This window comes from Devosia crocina, from assembly GCF_900116545.1.
Taxonomy (GTDB): domain Bacteria; phylum Pseudomonadota; class Alphaproteobacteria; order Rhizobiales; family Devosiaceae; genus Devosia; species Devosia crocina.
On sequence record NZ_FPCK01000003.1, the window covers coordinates 231677 to 248090 of the forward strand.

General features: G+C 62.1%; 19 protein-coding genes and 1 tRNA gene. 14 read left to right on the plus strand and 6 right to left on the minus strand.

The genetic code is table 11. The annotated features are described in order from the left end of the window. Nucleotides 1-43 precede the first annotated feature (43 nt). From BM364_RS14260 to BM364_RS14275, 4 genes are read right to left on the minus strand one after another with little or no spacing between them, the layout of a single operon-like run. Nucleotides 44-1030, minus strand: coding sequence for an ABC transporter permease (locus tag BM364_RS14260; RefSeq protein ID WP_092425733.1), 987 nt, complete (start codon nucleotides 1028-1030; stop codon nucleotides 44-46). Then, nucleotides 1027-2010 (minus strand): ABC transporter permease, encoded by a 984-nt coding sequence (locus BM364_RS14265; protein ID WP_092425734.1) that lies wholly within the window; start codon nucleotides 2008-2010, stop codon nucleotides 1027-1029. The genes BM364_RS14260 and BM364_RS14265 overlap by 4 nt, the downstream gene beginning before the upstream one ends. Then, nucleotides 2007-3518: a sugar ABC transporter ATP-binding protein gene (locus tag BM364_RS14270; protein WP_092425736.1), complete on the minus strand. Its 1512-nt coding sequence runs from the start codon at nucleotides 3516-3518 to the stop codon at nucleotides 2007-2009. The genes BM364_RS14265 and BM364_RS14270 overlap by 4 nt, the downstream gene beginning before the upstream one ends. Continuing rightward, nucleotides 3515-4381, minus strand: coding sequence for a sugar phosphate isomerase/epimerase family protein (locus BM364_RS14275; RefSeq protein WP_092425737.1), 867 nt, complete (start codon nucleotides 4379-4381; stop codon nucleotides 3515-3517). The genes BM364_RS14270 and BM364_RS14275 overlap by 4 nt, the downstream gene beginning before the upstream one ends. Before the next feature lie 291 nt (nucleotides 4382-4672). Between BM364_RS14275 and BM364_RS14280 the strand changes: the two genes are divergently transcribed. After that, complete coding sequence (locus tag BM364_RS14280) at nucleotides 4673-5689, plus strand: helix-turn-helix transcriptional regulator (RefSeq protein ID WP_092425739.1); 1017 nt, start codon at nucleotides 4673-4675, stop codon at nucleotides 5687-5689. A gap of 50 nt (nucleotides 5690-5739) precedes the next feature. On the opposite strand, the gene BM364_RS18235 is transcribed toward BM364_RS14280, so the two are convergent. Continuing rightward, entirely contained in the window at nucleotides 5740-5985 is a 246-nt protein-coding gene (locus BM364_RS18235; protein WP_139232598.1) for a hypothetical protein, read from the minus strand. 106 nt (nucleotides 5986-6091) lie between these two features. On the opposite strand from BM364_RS18235, the gene BM364_RS14285 reads away from it, so the two are divergent. Then, the gene (locus BM364_RS14285) at nucleotides 6092-6775 is read left to right on the plus strand and encodes a DUF2270 domain-containing protein (protein ID WP_092425741.1); all 684 of its coding nucleotides are present in this window, start codon (nucleotides 6092-6094) and stop codon (nucleotides 6773-6775) included. A 139-nt stretch (nucleotides 6776-6914) separates the two neighbouring features. Here BM364_RS14285 and BM364_RS14290 read toward each other — a convergent pair. Further along, nucleotides 6915-7004, minus strand: a tRNA-Ser gene (locus tag BM364_RS14290). Between the two features lie 212 nt (nucleotides 7005-7216). Here BM364_RS14290 and BM364_RS14295 point away from each other — a divergent pair. From BM364_RS14295 to rlmH, 12 genes are all read left to right on the plus strand, one after another. Next, nucleotides 7217-7990 (plus strand): MBL fold metallo-hydrolase, encoded by a 774-nt coding sequence (locus tag BM364_RS14295; protein ID WP_092425742.1) that lies wholly within the window; start codon nucleotides 7217-7219, stop codon nucleotides 7988-7990. 243 nt (nucleotides 7991-8233) lie between these two features. Next, nucleotides 8234-8770: a 50S ribosomal protein L21 gene (gene rplU, locus BM364_RS14300; RefSeq protein ID WP_092425744.1), complete on the plus strand. Its 537-nt coding sequence runs from the start codon at nucleotides 8234-8236 to the stop codon at nucleotides 8768-8770. Between the two features lie 14 nt (nucleotides 8771-8784). Further along, complete coding sequence (gene rpmA / locus BM364_RS14305) at nucleotides 8785-9051, plus strand: 50S ribosomal protein L27 (RefSeq protein ID WP_092426362.1); 267 nt, start codon at nucleotides 8785-8787, stop codon at nucleotides 9049-9051. A 118-nt stretch (nucleotides 9052-9169) separates the two neighbouring features. Continuing rightward, nucleotides 9170-9700 carry a GNAT family N-acetyltransferase gene (locus BM364_RS14310; protein WP_175528620.1) on the plus strand — a complete coding sequence of 177 codons (531 nt, stop codon included), beginning with the start codon at nucleotides 9170-9172 and terminating at the stop codon, nucleotides 9698-9700. Further along, nucleotides 9697-10290, plus strand: a complete 594-nt coding sequence (locus BM364_RS14315; RefSeq protein ID WP_092425748.1) for a GNAT family N-acetyltransferase — start codon at nucleotides 9697-9699, stop codon at nucleotides 10288-10290. The genes BM364_RS14310 and BM364_RS14315 overlap by 4 nt, the downstream gene beginning before the upstream one ends. Then, entirely contained in the window at nucleotides 10287-10826 is a 540-nt protein-coding gene (locus BM364_RS14320) for a GNAT family N-acetyltransferase (RefSeq protein WP_092425749.1), read from the plus strand. The genes BM364_RS14315 and BM364_RS14320 overlap by 4 nt, the downstream gene beginning before the upstream one ends. After that, the gene (gene obgE / locus BM364_RS14325) at nucleotides 10823-11866 is read left to right on the plus strand and encodes a GTPase ObgE (RefSeq protein WP_092425751.1); all 1044 of its coding nucleotides are present in this window, start codon (nucleotides 10823-10825) and stop codon (nucleotides 11864-11866) included. Before BM364_RS14320 ends, obgE begins: the two co-directional genes overlap by 4 nt. Before the next feature lie 139 nt (nucleotides 11867-12005). Beyond that, nucleotides 12006-13151 (plus strand): glutamate 5-kinase, encoded by a 1146-nt coding sequence (gene proB, locus BM364_RS14330; protein WP_092425752.1) that lies wholly within the window; start codon nucleotides 12006-12008, stop codon nucleotides 13149-13151. Continuing rightward, nucleotides 13138-14421 (plus strand): glutamate-5-semialdehyde dehydrogenase, encoded by a 1284-nt coding sequence (locus tag BM364_RS14335; protein ID WP_092425754.1) that lies wholly within the window; start codon nucleotides 13138-13140, stop codon nucleotides 14419-14421. The genes proB and BM364_RS14335 overlap by 14 nt, the downstream gene beginning before the upstream one ends. Nucleotides 14422-14605: 184 nt before the next feature. Further along, the gene (locus BM364_RS14340; protein ID WP_342028861.1) at nucleotides 14606-15202 is read left to right on the plus strand and encodes a nicotinate-nucleotide adenylyltransferase; all 597 of its coding nucleotides are present in this window, start codon (nucleotides 14606-14608) and stop codon (nucleotides 15200-15202) included. A 174-nt stretch (nucleotides 15203-15376) separates the two neighbouring features. Next, entirely contained in the window at nucleotides 15377-15766 is a 390-nt protein-coding gene (gene rsfS / locus BM364_RS14345; protein ID WP_175528621.1) for a ribosome silencing factor, read from the plus strand. A 24-nt stretch (nucleotides 15767-15790) separates the two neighbouring features. Then, complete coding sequence (gene rlmH, locus BM364_RS14350; RefSeq protein WP_092425758.1) at nucleotides 15791-16273, plus strand: 23S rRNA (pseudouridine(1915)-N(3))-methyltransferase RlmH; 483 nt, start codon at nucleotides 15791-15793, stop codon at nucleotides 16271-16273. Nucleotides 16274-16414: the final 141 nt, after the last annotated feature.

Sequence of the window (16414 nt, forward strand, 5' to 3'; positions counted from 1 at the left end):
GTGATAGGTCAGTAGCGGACAGCTCCTCACCGCCCGCTATAGTTCATCGGCCCGACCGCTTGCGCTGATAGGTTGCCAGCGCGACCGCGCCAATGAGAATGAGGCCCTGAACCACGAGCCGGACGGGCTGCGCCAGCCCCAGCAGGTTGAGCAGGGTAAAGATGGCTTCGAGCGCCAGCGCGCCGGCGATCGTTGCGGGAACCGAGCCGCGGCCGCCCAGGAGCTGCGCGCCGCCGATCACCGCGGCGGTAATGGCCTGAAGCTCGAAGCCGGAGCCGATATCGACCGAAACGCCGGCCCGGCCGCCCAGGATGACGCCGGCCAGAACAGCGGTCAGCGCCGATACCACGAAGGCCGAAATGCGCACGCGCTCGACCGGCACGCCAGCCAGCCGCGCGGCCTGCGGATTGTCGCCCACGGCATGCAGCAGGCGGCCAAAATTGGTGCGATGAAGGCCCCACCAGAGAATGGCACCGAACCCGAAAAGACAGATCACCGCGATGGGCAGCAGCGTGATCACCGGCACGTCCGTGATGTTGTAGCGGCCGAAAAAGCGGAAGGTATCCGGCAGATAGCCGCGAGGGGCGCCGCCGGACCACATGAAGGCAACACCATTGAGCGTGATCATCATGCCCAGGGTGGCGATCAGAGAGGGAACCTTCAGATAGCTGACGACGAGGCCGTTGACCAAGCCGACCACGGCGCCGATCCCCAGCATCAGGGGGATGATCCAATAGGTGGAGTTGGGATCGTTGCTCGCCAGCATCGACGAGCCGATCACTGTCAACGTCATGATGGAGCCGACGGATAGGTCAAAGCCCCCAGATACGATGACGTAAAGTGCTCCGGCCGACAGGATCGCCAGCGCGGTGACGCGTTTGAGAAAATTCATGTAGCCGGTCGGCTCGCCGAAGGCCGGGTTCATGACGATGATGGCGAGGATCAGCGCCACGACCAGGACATAGACTGGGTTAAAGTGTGGCAGGCTGCGCTTTTTGGCTTCGGGGCGAGCGAGGGTTTGGTCGGTCATGCTACCGGCCTTTGCGAACGGGCGGCATAGAAGGCGACGGCGGCGACGATGATGATGCCGCGCAGCACTTGTTTGACGAAAGCGTCGACGCTGGCGACGTTGAAGATGGAGTCGATCAGCGAGAAGATGATGACGCCGGCCATGGTGCCCCAGATGCCGCCGCGACCGCCGGCCAGCACGGTGCCGCCGATGACGACGACGGCGATGGATTCAAGATCGTAGACGCCCTCGGCACCGATCCAGGGCGCGCCCGAGCGGAGGCGCGAGGCGAGGTAGATCCCGGCGATTGCCGCACAAAGCGAGCAGATGACGTGGGCGCCGATGACGACATTGGCCGTCTTGATGCCGGCAAGGCGCGCGGCGTCCTTGTTGCCGCCAACCGAATAGATGTCCGAGCCGAAGCGGGTGAAGCGCAGGACGAACCAGGCGAGCGCCGCCAAAGCGAACATGAAGAGCAGCGAATAGGGCACGATGCCCCAGGAACCGTAGGCGAAGATCTGGAACTCGGCGGGCACATTGCCGGCGAAGTTGTTGTAGTAGTAGGACAGCACGCCCTGGATGACCAGCGACATGCCAAGCGTTGCGATCAGCGGATTGACTTCCAGTTTGGCGATGACGATGCCGTTGATGAGGCCGACCACAGCACCCAGCGCCAGGACGGCTGCAACAGCCGGAAGCATCATGGCGGGATCCCCATTCATCACAACCGATGTGACGACAGCCGAGGCCGAGATGAGGCTTGCGACGCTGAGATCGATCGAGGCGACAAGGATCGCAAAGGTCTGGCCGATGGCGGTGATGCCAAGAGTGATCGAGCGGCCAAGGATGGCGACGAGGTTTTCAAGCGTCAGAAAGCGCGTCTGGCCTAGGGCAACGACGAGGACGACATAAATCAGGATTGCCGCGACGAGCAGAATGGTCGAGGCGTGGCGATCGAAGCGGAAGCGGCGGGGCGCCGTGGGCAAGGAGGCGTCGGTCATGCCGCGACATCCGTTTCGCCGGTGGCGGCGAGCATGAGTTCGGTTTCCGTCGCCGAGCGGCCGAATTCGCCGACGATGCGACCTTCGCGCATGACCAGGATACGGTCGGAGGCGCCAAGAATTTCGGGGAGGTCGGAAGAAACCATCATCACCGCTGTACCGGCGCGTGCGAGATCGCGCATCAGATGGTAGATGCTTGCCTTCGCATCGACATCGATGCCGCGGGTGGGTTCGATGAAGATCAGCACCTTGGGCTTGAGCGCCAGCCAGCGAGCCACAATGGCCTTTTGCTGGTTGCCGCCGGACAGGAAGCGCATTTCCTGCTCGTAGCTGGGGGCGCGCACTTTTATCCGGTCGAGCAAGGCGTTCATGCCGTCGACATCGGTGAAGCGATTGCGATCTGCGGTGCCGAAGAGATTGGCGAAGGCGCGTGCCGTCAGCATACCGTTGTCGCGCACCGATTGCATGAGGACGAGGGCGCTGGCCTTTCGGTCACCGGGCAACATGCCGATACCGGCGCGGATGGCGTCGCGGGGCGAGTTCAGTTTTACCGTCTCGCCGTCGAGCGTCATTGTGCCAGTGGCGAAAGACTTGGCGCCGAACAGCGCCATAGCGAGTGCGGTCCGCCCTGCCCCTTGAAGACCGGCAAAGCCGACGATTTCGCCGGCGCGCAGTTCGAGGTTGATGTCGCGCAGGGCGCTGTTGTTGCCACCGGCGACGGTGAGCACCGGCCGGCCGATTTCAGCTGGCGTGGCAGGTTCCGGGTAGTATTCAGAGATATCGCGGCCCACCATGGCGCGTACTACCGCTTCCGGTGCCGGCACTTGGTCGAAGCTGCCGGCCACTTCGCCGTCCTTGATCACCGTCACCCGATCGGCAATGCGCGTCACTTCGCGCATGCGGTGGGTGATGTAGATGATAGCAGTGCCCGAGGCGCGCAGTTGCTCGACGAGGGTGAAGAGAACCTCGCATTCGGCCTCGTTGAGCGCTGCGGTCGGCTCGTCCATGACGATGACCTTGGCATTGAGCGACACGGCCTTGGCGATCTCGACCATCTGCTGGCTTGCCACGTCGAGATCGGCCACGAGCGTGTCGGGCTCGATACGGTGGCGCACGCCGAAAAGTCCCAGCACGCGACGCGTTTCGGCCACCATGGCCTTGCTGTCGACGAGGCCATTGCGCAGCGGTTCGCGGCCGAGAAAGAGGTTTTGCGCCACGCTGCGCTCGGGCAGCAGGGAGAACTCCTGGTAGATCACCGAAATGCCAGCGAGGAGCGCCTGCTGCGGGTGGCTGAAATGCTTCGTTTCGCCATCGATCAGCACTTCGCCCGCATCCGGCCGATAAACGCCGGACAGGATCTTGATCAGCGTCGATTTGCCGGCACCGTTCTCCCCACAGAGCGCATGCACTTCGCCGCGGCCGCAAGCAAAGGACACGCCGCGAAGAGCTTTCACACCCGGAAAGGACTTGGTGATGCCGCGCATCTCAATGACCGGCGTGCCGCTCATGCCGCCAGCTCCCGGCCTGCAGCGTCCCAGGTGCTGCGGATAAAAGCGGCGCTTTCGGCGAACAGCGTATCGTAGTCCGGAAACAGCGGGCGCCACACGCGCGTCGCCGCGGCGATCGCCGGCAGCCCTGCGCCGAAGGCTTCAAGCGTTACCCAGCCATCATAGCCCGAGCGGCGCACCGCGCCAATTATGGCAGCAAAGTCGATGTGACCTCGCCCGGGGATGCCCCGATCGTTTTCAGAAATGTGGACGATGCCGACATGCGGCGCGACGATCTCGTAGGCCTCGACCTGGTCGCGGTCCTCGATATTGGCGTGAAAGGTATCGTACATGATCCGGCAGGCCGGATGATCAACCCGACGCGCATAGTCGCGGCACTGGGTCGTGGTGTTGAGAAAGTAGGTCTCGAAGCGGTTAAGGTGTTCAAGGCTGAGATAGATGCCGTGGCGCTCGGCGCGGGTCGCCAGCGCATGATGCGCCTCGGCGCCGTAGGAGAGCTCGCTTTCCGTGGGCCCGGCGCCAGTGAAGTGTCCAATCGGAGCGTGAATAGGGCCTCCGACGCTCTGGGCGCCCAGCGCAATGGCGCAATCGAGGGCCCAATCAAGGTGCTGGCGGCCTTTCGTTCTAGTTTCGGCGTCGGCTGAGATGGGGCTCCTATCGGGGCTAGGCACAATGGAGGTCGTGCAGCGCTCCAGGCCAATGGCGTCGAGTTCGCGCGCCAGCCAGGCATAGTGGCCCGTGTCGCCCGACAGCACCGGCACTTCCACGCCGTCATAGCCGAGTGCCTTGAGCTGCCGGATCGCCGGCAGGTGGGCTTCGGTCACGAAATCGGTCAGGCACAGCAGATTGATGCCGAGCTTCATGCTTTCTCCCCTCGATCCGGCGCTCCGGACCCGCCTGAGGTACGTGCAACAAGCATTGCAACCGATACTCTCGGCAAGAATCGAACGCAGCCGCAGCGGGCGTCGACCCAAACTCCTCCATTGCCTCTCTAGTCTTTATGGCAGCGCTTTTCGCCACTCTTATTGACTTAGAGGCATCCAACTCTCTAGCCTGAAGACCAGAAGCGGACGTGACGATCATTGCGCAGGAAAAAGCGCCGCGCGTTCGAATAAGATCACTGGTAGATTTTATACACGGGGGGAAGCCGTCACATGAACGCCGAAGCGCGCCAGAAGGCATTGTCACGTCCGGCCGTATTCACCGAACCCGGGGCGCTGATGTATGCCGGGAACTGCGCCGACCTTTTCCAGGCCGCGCTCGAGGGCAAGGTGACGCTAAATGCCTGGACGCGGCGCAAATATCCCGGCAAGCCGCTGGGCGACGCGCTGCCCCAAGTGCTTTCGGTTGGCGGCTGGGACGCGGCGCGTTCGCAGGACTGGGGGCTCAAGGAGCATTGCAACGAGGGTGTCAAGATAGCTTACCTGGCGCGCGGCTCGATGGTGCTCAAGGTTGACGGGCAGCGGCACGAATTGACAGAGGGGCAGATGTTCGTGGTGCGGCCCTGGCAGTTGCACCAGTTTGGCGATCCGCATGTCTCGGCCAGCCAGATCATTTGGGTGCTCTTCGATGTCGGTGTGCGCCGGCCGCACGAAGATTGGCTTTGGCCCGACTGGATGGCCTGGCCGGAGCGCGACACGGCGCGGCTGACGACGCTGCTGTCGCGCAACGAGCAGCATGTGCTTAATGCCAGTCGTGAGGTGGCACGAAGCTTTCACGATATAGCCGAACTCGTGGCAGGCAACGACATCACCGGCAGTGAAACGCGGCTGCGGCTGCTGATTTCGTTGATGCTCCTGCAGTTTACCGAGCAGCTGGAGCATCAGTCGCCAGTGCTCGACGAGGACCTAGCGAGCTCGAAACGCACAGTGCAGATCTTTCTCGATCGCCTGCCTCATGCGCTCGACGAGCAATGGACGCTCGACAACATGGCCACCGAATGCAGCTTGTCACGGACGCAGTTTTCTCAGCATTGTCAGGCACTAACCAACATGACGCCGGTGCGATACTTGCAGATGGTCCGTCTTGAAGCGGCTAAAAGATGGCTCTCGGAAAGGGCTACCGCCACTGTCACCGACATCGCGCTCGAGGCCGGATTCACATCAAGTCAGTATTTCGCCACCTGTTTCAAACGTCGCTTCGGCTTAACGCCTCAGGAGTGCCGCCGCTAGGATTGGTTTGCTAGCGGCGCAACGGTGCGGCCAGTTCAGCAAAGCATGATCTACGGCCCGACGATGTTCGCATGGCCTTTGAGCTTGACCCCGTGCTCGCGAAAGACATCAACGAAGCTGACGCAAACCGCTGAATATCCCCCCACATTGCAGATGCTTTGTGGCGAGACGATATCGGCGATCAGGATCCGCTCGTCGCCAAAGGAAGTAAAGATTACCTTGGGCGAGACATTGAGCGTTCGTCCGCCGCCCGCACACGGATGGGCCAGGCATGCCGGTCTGGCGCTCGACGCCACCGGGGTTGCCGCTCTCTGCCACCTGCTTGTTCTCTCGCCGTTCCGATGCTGGGCTCTTTGGCCCCTTGCTGCGTTAAGCAAGGACGACTGCTGCCCCGAGCGAAAAATGAGCGAACCTGATCCTCTTCCGCCCGCCTCCCTGCCCACGACACCCGCGGAGGCGACCAATGCGATGATCCACTATTATCGTGCCGAGATGGGCCGGCTCAACGCGTGGCGCTCGCGACTTGATCTGACGACCAACTGGGCGATCACCGTCGTCGCCGCCATGTTATCGGTGACGCTCTCTACGCCCACGGCCCACCACGGACTCGTCCTCTTTGCCATGGTCATCGTCACATTGCTTCTTGGCGTCGAGGCGCGGCGGTACCGCTTTTTCGATGTCTACCGCATGCGCGTGCGGCAGTTCGAACGGCACTATTTCGGGCAATTCTTCGGCCCCGAACAACAGGGCGGTCCCGAGCCATGGCTCCTGGTGCTGGCGCAGGACCTGCGCCACCCGAAATTTCGCATTACCTTTCAGCGCGCCTTGGGAAGGCGACTTCGCCGCAACTACATCTGGATGTTTCTGATCCTGCTCCTGGCTTGGCTTCTCAAAATCGCCTCTCCGGATCTGCAGTCCGGCGTTCATCTCGATCCGCAACGGCCCCTAGCCGTCTTCATCGAACAGGCATCGACCGGCCCGGTGCCCGGCTGGTTCACCTTTATTGCCGTCGCAAGCTTCTATTTTTTCTTGTTCTGGATGGTTCATTCCACGCGCGAACGCGGTGGCGATGAAGTCCGCGTCTAGAGCACGGGAAAAGCAGTCATGAGCCGTCTAGACGGACACGGCTTAGCCTCCAGCCCCTTGGAAAGGCGATGCAACGCGACGCCATGACAAATCCGCTCCCGATGCGGTGGCAGCTCCAGCTGTCTCGATGACTGATAAGTGGCGGAGAGAGAGGGATTCGAACCCCCGATAGAGTTGCCCCTATGCCGCATTTCGAGTGCGGTGCATTCAACCGCTCTGCCATCTCTCCGCGAGATCGAAAAGGAACGGGCTACGTTCCGGCCGGTCGATACGGGGCGGCTTATGGCATAGAGGAGCGAGGGCTGCAACACCCCATTTACTTCAGTGCCACACATAAATCGGCGCCGCACGCGCATCCTCACAACTTCGTGCGCACCCATCCCTGCGTTGCACAGCGGCGTTAGGGTGGAGCGATCATCACAACTCTAGAGGGAAAGACTTATGGTTACGCGACGCACCATCGTAGCTGGCTTGGCCGGCTTGCCTTTGGCTGGCATCGTCGGCAATCTTGCCGGCACCAGCTTTGCCCAGGACGCTCCCATGGCCGATACGATCTCCACGAGCGAGGGCGACCTCGTCATTCATCCCGTTGACCATGCAAGTCTTGTGCTCGAATGGAACGGCAAGGTCATCTATGTCGACCCGGTCGGCGGGGCCGCGCTCTATCAAGGTTTGCCCCCCGCAACGGCGATCCTGATTACCCACGGTCACGGCGACCATTTCGACGTGCCGACCCTCGAGGCCGTCGCGGGTTCTCTTCCGCTCGTGACCAATGGCGATGTGTTCGACAAGCTGCCTGAAAGCTTCAAGGCTAATGCAACTTCCCTTGCCAATGGCGAGAGCGGCGAGATCGATGGCATACCGCTCCGGGTCATTGCCGCGCACAACACGACGGAAGACCGGATGAACTATCACCCGGTGGGTGTTGGCAATGGTTATGTCCTGAGCTTTGGCGACATCGAGGTCTATGTGGCGGGCGACACCGAGCCGACCGAGGATATGCTGGCGCTGAGCGACATCGACGTTGCGTTCCTGCCCATGAACCTGCCCTATACGATGACGCCCGATCAGGCCGTCGAGGCGGTCAATTCCTTCAAACCCGCGATCCTTTATCCGTATCACTATGGAGAGAGCGACCTGTCGGTGCTTGAAACCGGGATCGGCGAGCATACCGAAGTGCGCTTGCGGAACTGGTATCCGAACGGCCAAAGCTAAGCGTTGCAGGCGCCCTCGACAACCGCGATGGCGCTTGACTCTTTCCCCCTTTTTCCCGATAAGCGCCCGATCCAATGCGCACTGGTCCCGACCGGTGCGCTGGTTTTGTTTGAAAACGCTGCTCGAGGCTGCCGGCCAAAACCTTGGCCTACATCCGTAAAAACCGCAGGCAGGCATGAGAGCCGCGGTGCCGCAGGGCGCGACAGAAAAGGGACCGGGCGCTTACTCCGTTCGGTTGTGCATATGACTTTTGCAGTCATCAAGACGGGCGGCAAGCAGTACAAGGTTGCTGCCAATGACGTCCTCAAGATCGAAAAGCTCGACGCTGAAGTTGGCGACATCGTCACCTTCGACGAAGTCCTGATGGTTGGCGACACCATCGGCGCGCCGTTGGTGGAAGGCGCCCTGGTTGCGGCCGAGCTCGTCGAGACCAAGAAGCAGAAGACCGTCATCATCTTCAAGAAGCGTCGTCGTCACAATTCGCGTCGCCGCAACGGTCACCGCCAGCTGTTGACCACGGTCCGCATCACCGAAATCCTGACCGGCGGCGCCAAGCCGACGATCCAGGCTGCCGCCAAGGCAGACACGACGGATGCCGTGACTGAAAAGGCTCCGGCCAAGAAGGCTGCGCCAAAGGCAGATGCTGCCGAGGCAACCGAGGCCAAGGCCGCGCCGAAGAAGGCTGCGCCCAAGAAGGCTGCTGCCGAAGGCGAAGCGGCTGAAAAGCCGGCAAAGAAGGCCCCGGCCAAAAAGGCCGCTCCCAAGGCCGATCAGGAATAAGAGGAAGCTAGACCATGGCACATAAGAAAGCAGGCGGTTCATCCCGCAACGGTCGTGATACCGCTGGCCGTCGTCTCGGCGTGAAGAAGTTCGGCGGCGAAGCCGTCGTCGCCGGCAACATCATCATTCGTCAGCGCGGCACCAAGTGGGCTGTCGGCACCGGTGTTGGCCTGGGCAAGGATCACACGATCTATGCTCTGGTCGATGGCAGCGTCGCGTTCCGCACCCGCGCGAACAATAAAGTACACGTGTCTGTCATCCCGGCAGAGGCCGCCGAATAACCCGGCAGGCTTGACAAACCCGCCGGTGACCAGTTCCCCGGCAGCGTTTGGCAACACACCAGAGCTTGAGAGGGGAACCGGTCAGCCGGTTCCCCTTTTCGTATTCTGGAGCACCACGATGACCGCCCTCAAGGACCGCCTGCCCACGACGCTGACCACCGCGCGCCTGACGCTTGTCGAGCCGATCATGGCGCATGCTCCGGACATTGCGAAACTGGCAAATAACGAGCGCGTACATAGGGTTATGTCCCGTCTGCCCTTTCCCTATACCGAGGACGATGCGCGCTTTTTCATTGAAGAGGTCGTGCCGAGCCCCGAGGAAAAATGCTTTGCTATCAAAGCGGGTGAAAAGCTGATCGGGATCATCGGTCTGCGCATGGAGGCTGAGGCACTGCCCGAGCTTGGCTATTGGCTGGGCGAGCCGTTCTGGGGGCAGGGTTTTGCTACCGAAGCGGGTGAAGCGATGGTTGCGGCAGCGCGCGCAGGAGGGGCCCAAGGGCTGCGATCGCGTGCGCTTCTGGTCAACACCAAGTCGCGAAAAGTGCTCGAAAAACTGGGGTTCCGGGAAATCGGGGAAGGTACGGACGAAAAAGGCACGCTTGAGGGCCAGAGGGTCATGTTCATGCGGCTGGAGTTCGAGAAGAGATGACCGTTCTCGAAACCGAAAGACTGATTATGCGCGCGCCGCGTCTCGAGGATGCGCCCTGCTATACGCTGGGCATCAGCGAATTTGCGGTTGCCCGGTGGCTGACGCCCGTGCCGTGGCCGTTCACGCTCTCGATGGCGCAGGATTTTTTGCGCGCGGCGCCGGAGGCGAGGCCCGAAAAGGCACTCTTCATCGTCGAGCACAAGCGCAAGGGCCTGATCGGCTGCGTGATGCTGGCGAGCGAACTCGGCTTCTGGATTGCCCGGCCCCATTGGCACAGAGGATATGCGACCGAGGCGGCGAGCGCCCTGATCGACTGGCATTTCGATGGCACGCGCCAGGAGACAATTCGTTCGAGCGCTCACCGCAACAATTTGGCTTCGCTCCGGCTCAAGGCGCGGCTCGGCTTTGTCGCAACGGGAAAGGAGCTGCGCTTTTCCCAGGCGCTGCAGCATAATGTCGAGCACGTCACGACCGCACTGAGCCGGACGGACTGGCAGGCCCGCAAAGCCGACAGGAGTGCGGCGAGTTGGGTCGGCGTTGGCGAGCGTCAGGGGAGCGCACCGATGATCGCGCCCGAGGCGGTGCCATGATGCTGCCCATCATCGAAACGGACCGCCTGATCCTGCGGGCGCCACGTCCGCAGGATGCAAGTGCCATCGCGCGATATCTCAATGACTTCGAGGTGGCGGGAAATCTCGCGCGCGTGCCCTTCCCCTATACCCTTGCCGATGCCGAGGCCTGGCTCAGGACCCGACACACCGACATGGCTGTCGAGGACGCCAATTTCACCATCGAGCTCAAGGGGCGCGGCTATGTGGGCCATGTCGGGTTTCATCCCGGACCAGATGGGCCCATCATCGGCTATTGGCTGGGAAAACCCTTTTGGGGTCAGGGCATCATGACCGAGGCGGCCGCGACAGCGCTTGACTGGTTTTTCGAGGCCAGCAAGGCGCCGGTAGTTTATTCGGGCGTTTTTCATTTCAACCACGCTTCGCTCGCGATCCAGCACAAGCTCGGATTTACGCAAACCGGACGAAGCTGGTTGCTCTGCCTTGCGCGCGACGCCGAGGTGGAGCATATCGACACACAATTGACGCTTGGCGTCTGGAAGGCACGACGCACATGAAATTTCTCGATCAGGCCAAGGTCTATATCAAGTCCGGTGACGGCGGCGGTGGCGCTGTCAGCTTTCACCGTGAAAAATTCATCGAGTTCGGCGGTCCCGATGGCGGCAATGGCGGGCGCGGCGGCGATGTCGTGGCGGTCTGCGCCGAAGGGCTCAACACGCTGATCGACTTCCGCTATCAGCAACACTTCCGTGCGCCGACCGGCATTCACGGCATGGGCAAGAACCGGGCTGGCGCCAATGGCGAAGACATCGTGCTGCGCGTGCCCAAGGGCACCCAGATCTTTGAGGAAGACCAGGAAACCCTGATCGCCGATTTCACCGAGATCGGCCAGCGGGTGGTCCTGCTCAAGGGCGGCAATGGCGGGTTCGGCAATGCCTATTTCAAGACCTCCTCGAACCAGGCGCCGCGCCATGCCAATCCCGGCCAGCCAGGCATGGAAAAAGGCATCTGGCTGCGGTTGAAGCTGATCGCCGATGCCGGTCTTGTCGGCCAGCCCAATGCCGGCAAGTCGACATTTCTGGCAGCGGTTTCGGCGGCCAAGCCGAAAATCGCCGATTATCCATTCACGACCCTTCACCCCAATCTCGGTGTCGTCAAAGCGGGCGAACGTGAATTCGTGCTGGCTGACATTCCGGGCCTCATCGAAGGGGCGAGCGAAGGCATCGGTATCGGCGACCGGTTCCTGGGCCATATCGAGCGCTGCGGCGTGCTGATTCACCTGATCGATGGGACCAATGAGGACGTGGCCCATGTCTACGAGGCGGTGCGCTACGAACTGGGCGCCTATGCCGATGTGCTGGCGAATAAGCCTGAAATCGTCGTGCTCAACAAGGTCGACGCGCTTTCGCCAGAAGAGTTGAAGGATAAGGTGAAGGCGCTCAAGAAGGCCAGCAAGGCTGAAGTTCACGCCATTTCCGGCGCGACCGGCGAGGGCGTCGAAAAAGTGCTCTATTCCGTGCTTGCGGTGATCGACGAGAGCCGGGCGGAAGAAGCGGCCCTCCATGCGCCCAAGACGGAAGAAAAATGGACGCCTTGATCTCCCCCTCATCCGGCGCTACGCGCCACCTTCTCCCCGAGAGGGAGAAGAATGGCGGCAAACTCCACTCCCTGTTCCTCTCCCTCTCGGGGAGAGGTGGCCTGGCCTACGGCCGGGTCGGTGAGGGGGATGCCTCCCTTTGACCAACGCACTTGCCCCCTATCGCCGCATCACCATCAAGATCGGCTCGGCGCTGCTGGTCGATAAAGCCGGCAAGCTCAGAAAATCCTGGCTCGACGATCTGGCAGCCGACATTGCCGCGTTGAAAGCCGAGGGGCGCGACATCGTCGTCGTGTCCTCGGGCGCCATTGCGCTTGGGCGGGGGCTGCTGGGGCTGTCTGCGGTGTCGCTGACGCTCGAACAATCGCAAGCGGCGGCAAGTGCGGGGCAGATTGCCCTGTCGCAGGCTTGGGCCGAGGCGCTGGGGCGGCATGGAATCGTCACCGGGCAGATCCTGATCACGCCCAACATCACCGAAGAGCGTCGTTATTATCTCAATGCGCGCACGACGGTCACGACCCTGCTCGGGCTCGGCGCCATCCCGATCTTCAACGAAAACGACAGCGTCGCCACTGCCGAAATCCGCTATGGCGACAATGACCGGCTCTCGGCGCGCGTCGCCACCATGATCGAAGCCGATTGCCTGGTGCTGCTGTCCGATATCGACGGGCTCTATACCGCGCCTCCCGCCAGGGACCCGGACGCAACCCATATTCCCGTTGTCGAAGCGATCACCCCGGCGATCGAAGCCATGGCCGGCGGCGCGGCGAGCCACCTTTCACGCGGCGGCATGACGACCAAGGTAGAAGCGGGCAAGATCGCAACCCTTGCCGGCACAGCGATGATCATCGCCAAGGGCACGGAGAACCATCCTCTGCAAGCCCTGACCGAAGGCGGACGGCATACGCTTTTTCACCCGGCCCGTTCGCGGGCCCAGGCGCGAAAACGTTGGATCATGGGCACGTTGAACGTCGCTGGAACATTGCAGGTCGATGCCGGCGCGGCGGGCGCGCTCAAGAACGGGCGCTCGCTCCTGCCGATCGGGATCACCAGAATTACCGGCGCGTTCGAGCGCGGCGATACACTGGCGGTGCTCGATCCCGATGGGCGGGAAATTGCCCGGGGCCTTGCCGGGCTCGATAGCGAGGATGCCCGGCTCGTCATGGGCAAGCGCAGCAACTCGATGGTGGAACTGCTCGGCAGCGGCAATCGGAGCGAAATGATCCACCGGGACAATCTGGTGCTGACCGGGGCAATGGAGGAATGGGCCTATGATCGCAGCTGACGTGACTTCAACGGATCTGGCCACCATCATGCTCGACCTCGGGCGGCGGGCCAAGGCTGCTTCATCCAAACTTGCCACGGCAAGCGCCGAGCGCAAGCACGCGGCGCTGATCGGGGCGGCCGAGGCGGTGCGCATGCGCAAGGCCCAGATTCTTGACGCCAATGCGCTCGACATGGACAACGCCGTCCAAAAGGGCATGACAAAAGCCTTTCAGGACCGGTTGCTGCTGACCGACGGACGGCTCGACGCCATTGTCGATGCCCTGCGCGCCATTGCCGAACTGCCCGATCCGGTCGGGGCGATCATCAGCGAATGGGACCGGCCCAATGGGCTGCATATCGAGCGCGTGCGCACCCCGCTCGGGGTCATCGGCGTCATTTATGAAAGCCGGCCCAATGTGACGGCAGATGCCGGTGCATTGTGCCTCAAGTCCGGCAACGCGGTTATCTTGCGTGGCGGGAGCGACAGCGTCTATTCCTCGCGCGCGCTGGTCGAGTGCCTGCGGCTTGGGCTCAAGCAGGCCGGCCTGCCCGAGGATGGCGTGCAACTGGTCCCAACGACCGACCGCGCCGCAGTCGGGGAAATGCTCGGCGGGCTCGATGGCGCAATTGACGTGATCGTCCCGCGCGGCGGCAAGTCGCTGGTGGCGCGCGTCCAGTCCGAAGCGCGGGTGCCGGTCTTTGCCCATCTCGAAGGGCTGGTGCATGTCTATATCGACCGCTCCGCCGATCTCGATAAGGCCGTTTCCGTGACGCTCAACGCCAAGATGCGGCGCACCGGCATTTGCGGAGCAGCCGAAACGCTGCTCGTGCACAAAGATGTCGTGCCGACGCACCTCAAGCCCATCATCGATGCGCTTCTGGCCAAGGGCTGCGAAATCCGAGGCGATGCGATGGTGCAGTCCTTGATTGTGGAAGCAAAGCCGGCGACGGAAGAAGACTGGAAGACCGAATACGAAGACGCGATCATCTCGGTCAGGGTCGTCGAAAGCCTTGAAGCGGCGATCGCCCATATCGAACACTATTCGAGCCACCACACCGAGGCGATCATCGCCGAGGACCCGGCAGCGGTCGAAAAATTCTTCAACGAAATCGACAGCGCCATCCTGATGCACAATGCCTCGACCCAGTTTGCCGATGGCGGTGAATTCGGGTTTGGCGGCGAAATCGGGATTGCGACGGGCAAGATGCACGCCCGCGGGCCGGTGGGAGTGGAGCAGCTGACGAGTTTCAAATATCGCGTGCGCGGCGACGGGCAGTTGCGGGCGTGATGAGAAGCGGCCATTCTTTGATGCCTAGGCTCTTGCGCCCCCTCTCCCTCTGGGGGAGAGGGAGGGGTGAGGGGGCCTTAAGTAGAACTTTGGCACCAACTAGGCCCCCTCACCCGCCGCGTCGCGGCTACCTCTCCCCCAAAGGGAGAGGTGAAGAGTGACTGCAATCGCCCGCATTTCCGGCGTGACCAGCCTGCCGCATTCGGCCGCAGGCATGCGAATTGGCCTGTTTGGCGGCAGCTTCAATCCCATCCACCAGGGCCACGTGCTGGTGATGGAGGAGACGCTGCGCCGCCTGGAACTCGATGCACTCTGGGTGCTGGTAACTCCAGGCAACCCGCTGAAAAGCCACGCCGAGCTGGCGCCGCTCTCCGAGCGTGTTCTGAATGCCAGGGAGATGATCAAGAATCCGCGTATCAAGGTTACGGGGTTCGAGGACGAAAAAAACTTTCGCTTTACCTGGCAGACGCTTGCTTTTCTCAAGACCACCCTGCCCGACCGGCGCTTCGTCTGGATCATGGGGGCCGATAGCCTGGCCGATTTTCACCGCTGGGAGCGCTGGCACGACATCGCGCGCCTCATGCCGATCGCGGTCTATGCAAGGCCCGGATCGTCGCGACGCGCCTTGGCTTCGCGTGCCGCGCTGGCCCTTGCGCCCGGGCGGATCGACGGGGAGGACGCCCCGACGCTTGCCGGGCTGCGCCCGCCTGCCTGGGTCTATCTGCACGGACGCCAATCGAGCCTGTCTTCGAGCGCCATTCGCGCGGAACGGAAGAATTGAGCCCTGATCTTGCGAAAAAGACTCCAAAAGCGCATATTGGGCGGAATGATCGTTGTCTTGAACAGGAACTGACGGCTTGCCGTTTGCCAAGACGCTGAAATATTCCGATCAACAACCAAGGATGCTGATCCAACGCATGACCCATGCACACGCATGGGCGGAAGGCCGTTTCTGATGGCCACGCCCAACAACACCGTGACGACCAAGGATGCCCCAGTGGCCACTCCTGCTCTTTCCGTCGTCGACCTCATTCTCAACACGCTCGATGATGCCAAGGCCGAGGAAACCGTCTCGGTCGACATCACCGGCAAGTCCTCGCTCGCCGATCACATGATCGTCACCTCGGGCCGTTCCCAGCGCCATGTGGGCGCGGTGGCCGACCAGATCATCAGCGCCTTGCGCGACAACGGCTTCGGCAAGCCGCGGGTCGAAGGCCTGCCCCATTGCGACTGGGTCCTGGTCGATACCGGCGATGTGATCGTCCACATCTTCCGCCCCGAAGTGCGCGAGTTCTACAACATCGAAAAGATGTGGCAGGCCGATTTCGCGGCCGACGCCCACTGATCGAGCGCCCGCTGGAATAAGCCTATGCGCATAGCCATAGCCGCCGTGGGCCGGATGAAGTCCGGCCCCGAGCGCGAGCTTGTGTCCCGCTATCTCGAACGTGCCCAGCAGAGCGGCAAACCGCTCGCCCTGACCGGCTTTGATGTTTCTGAACTCAGTGAATCGCGTGCCGGCTCCGCCGCGGCGCGTAAGGTCGAGGAAGCCAAGGGCCTCCGCGCAGCCTTGCCGGACGGCGTTCTCGTCATGCTCGACGAGCGCGGCAAGGGGATCGGTTCGGACGCCTTTGCCCAGACCATCGCGCGTTGGCGTGACGATGGGCGGCCGGCGGTCTCCTTCGTCATCGGGGGAGCCGATGGCATCGATCCCGATTTCGTGCGCAGCGCCGACCTGGCCTTGAGTTTTTCGCCCATGGTCTGGCCCCATCAACTGGTGCGCATCATGCTGGCCGAACAGCTCTATCGCGCCACAACCATTCTCTCGGGTCACCCTTATCACCGCGGCGATTGACATGGTCTGCCACAATTTCAGCGTTTCCCGACTCTAGGTGAGCCACGGAGGCTTTGCGGCAAACATGGTTAAGCACTGTTAACCTGTGGTTTTCCACCCGCTTGCTAATCTCGCGAACAGTGATTCGGGCGACCCCGCCGT

Excerpts from the sequence above, each read along its gene's own strand:
- BM364_RS14260 (WP_092425733.1), bottom strand. The coding sequence starts at position 1,030 with ATGACCGACCAAACCCTCGCTCGCCCCGAAGCCAAAAAGCGCAGCCTG.
- BM364_RS14265 (WP_092425734.1), bottom strand. The coding sequence starts at position 2,010 with ATGACCGACGCCTCCTTGCCCACGGCGCCCCGCCGCTTCCGCTTCGAT.
- BM364_RS14270 (WP_092425736.1), bottom strand. The coding sequence starts at position 3,518 with ATGAGCGGCACGCCGGTCATTGAGATGCGCGGCATCACCAAGTCCTTT.
- BM364_RS14275 (WP_092425737.1), bottom strand. The coding sequence starts at position 4,381 with ATGAAGCTCGGCATCAATCTGCTGTGCCTGACCGATTTCGTGACCGAA.
- BM364_RS14280 (WP_092425739.1), top strand. The coding sequence starts at position 4,673 with ATGAACGCCGAAGCGCGCCAGAAGGCATTGTCACGTCCGGCCGTATTC.
- BM364_RS14285 (WP_092425741.1), top strand. The coding sequence starts at position 6,092 with ATGAGCGAACCTGATCCTCTTCCGCCCGCCTCCCTGCCCACGACACCC.
- BM364_RS14295 (WP_092425742.1), top strand. The coding sequence starts at position 7,217 with ATGGTTACGCGACGCACCATCGTAGCTGGCTTGGCCGGCTTGCCTTTG.
- rplU (WP_092425744.1), top strand. The coding sequence starts at position 8,234 with ATGACTTTTGCAGTCATCAAGACGGGCGGCAAGCAGTACAAGGTTGCT.
- rpmA (WP_092426362.1), top strand. The coding sequence starts at position 8,785 with ATGGCACATAAGAAAGCAGGCGGTTCATCCCGCAACGGTCGTGATACC.
- BM364_RS14310 (WP_175528620.1), top strand. The coding sequence starts at position 9,170 with ATGACCGCCCTCAAGGACCGCCTGCCCACGACGCTGACCACCGCGCGC.
- BM364_RS14315 (WP_092425748.1), top strand. The coding sequence starts at position 9,697 with ATGACCGTTCTCGAAACCGAAAGACTGATTATGCGCGCGCCGCGTCTC.
- BM364_RS14320 (WP_092425749.1), top strand. The coding sequence starts at position 10,287 with ATGATGCTGCCCATCATCGAAACGGACCGCCTGATCCTGCGGGCGCCA.
- obgE (WP_092425751.1), top strand. The coding sequence starts at position 10,823 with ATGAAATTTCTCGATCAGGCCAAGGTCTATATCAAGTCCGGTGACGGC.
- BM364_RS14335 (WP_092425754.1), top strand. The coding sequence starts at position 13,138 with ATGATCGCAGCTGACGTGACTTCAACGGATCTGGCCACCATCATGCTC.
- rsfS (WP_175528621.1), top strand. The coding sequence starts at position 15,377 with ATGGCCACGCCCAACAACACCGTGACGACCAAGGATGCCCCAGTGGCC.
- rlmH (WP_092425758.1), top strand. The coding sequence starts at position 15,791 with ATGCGCATAGCCATAGCCGCCGTGGGCCGGATGAAGTCCGGCCCCGAG.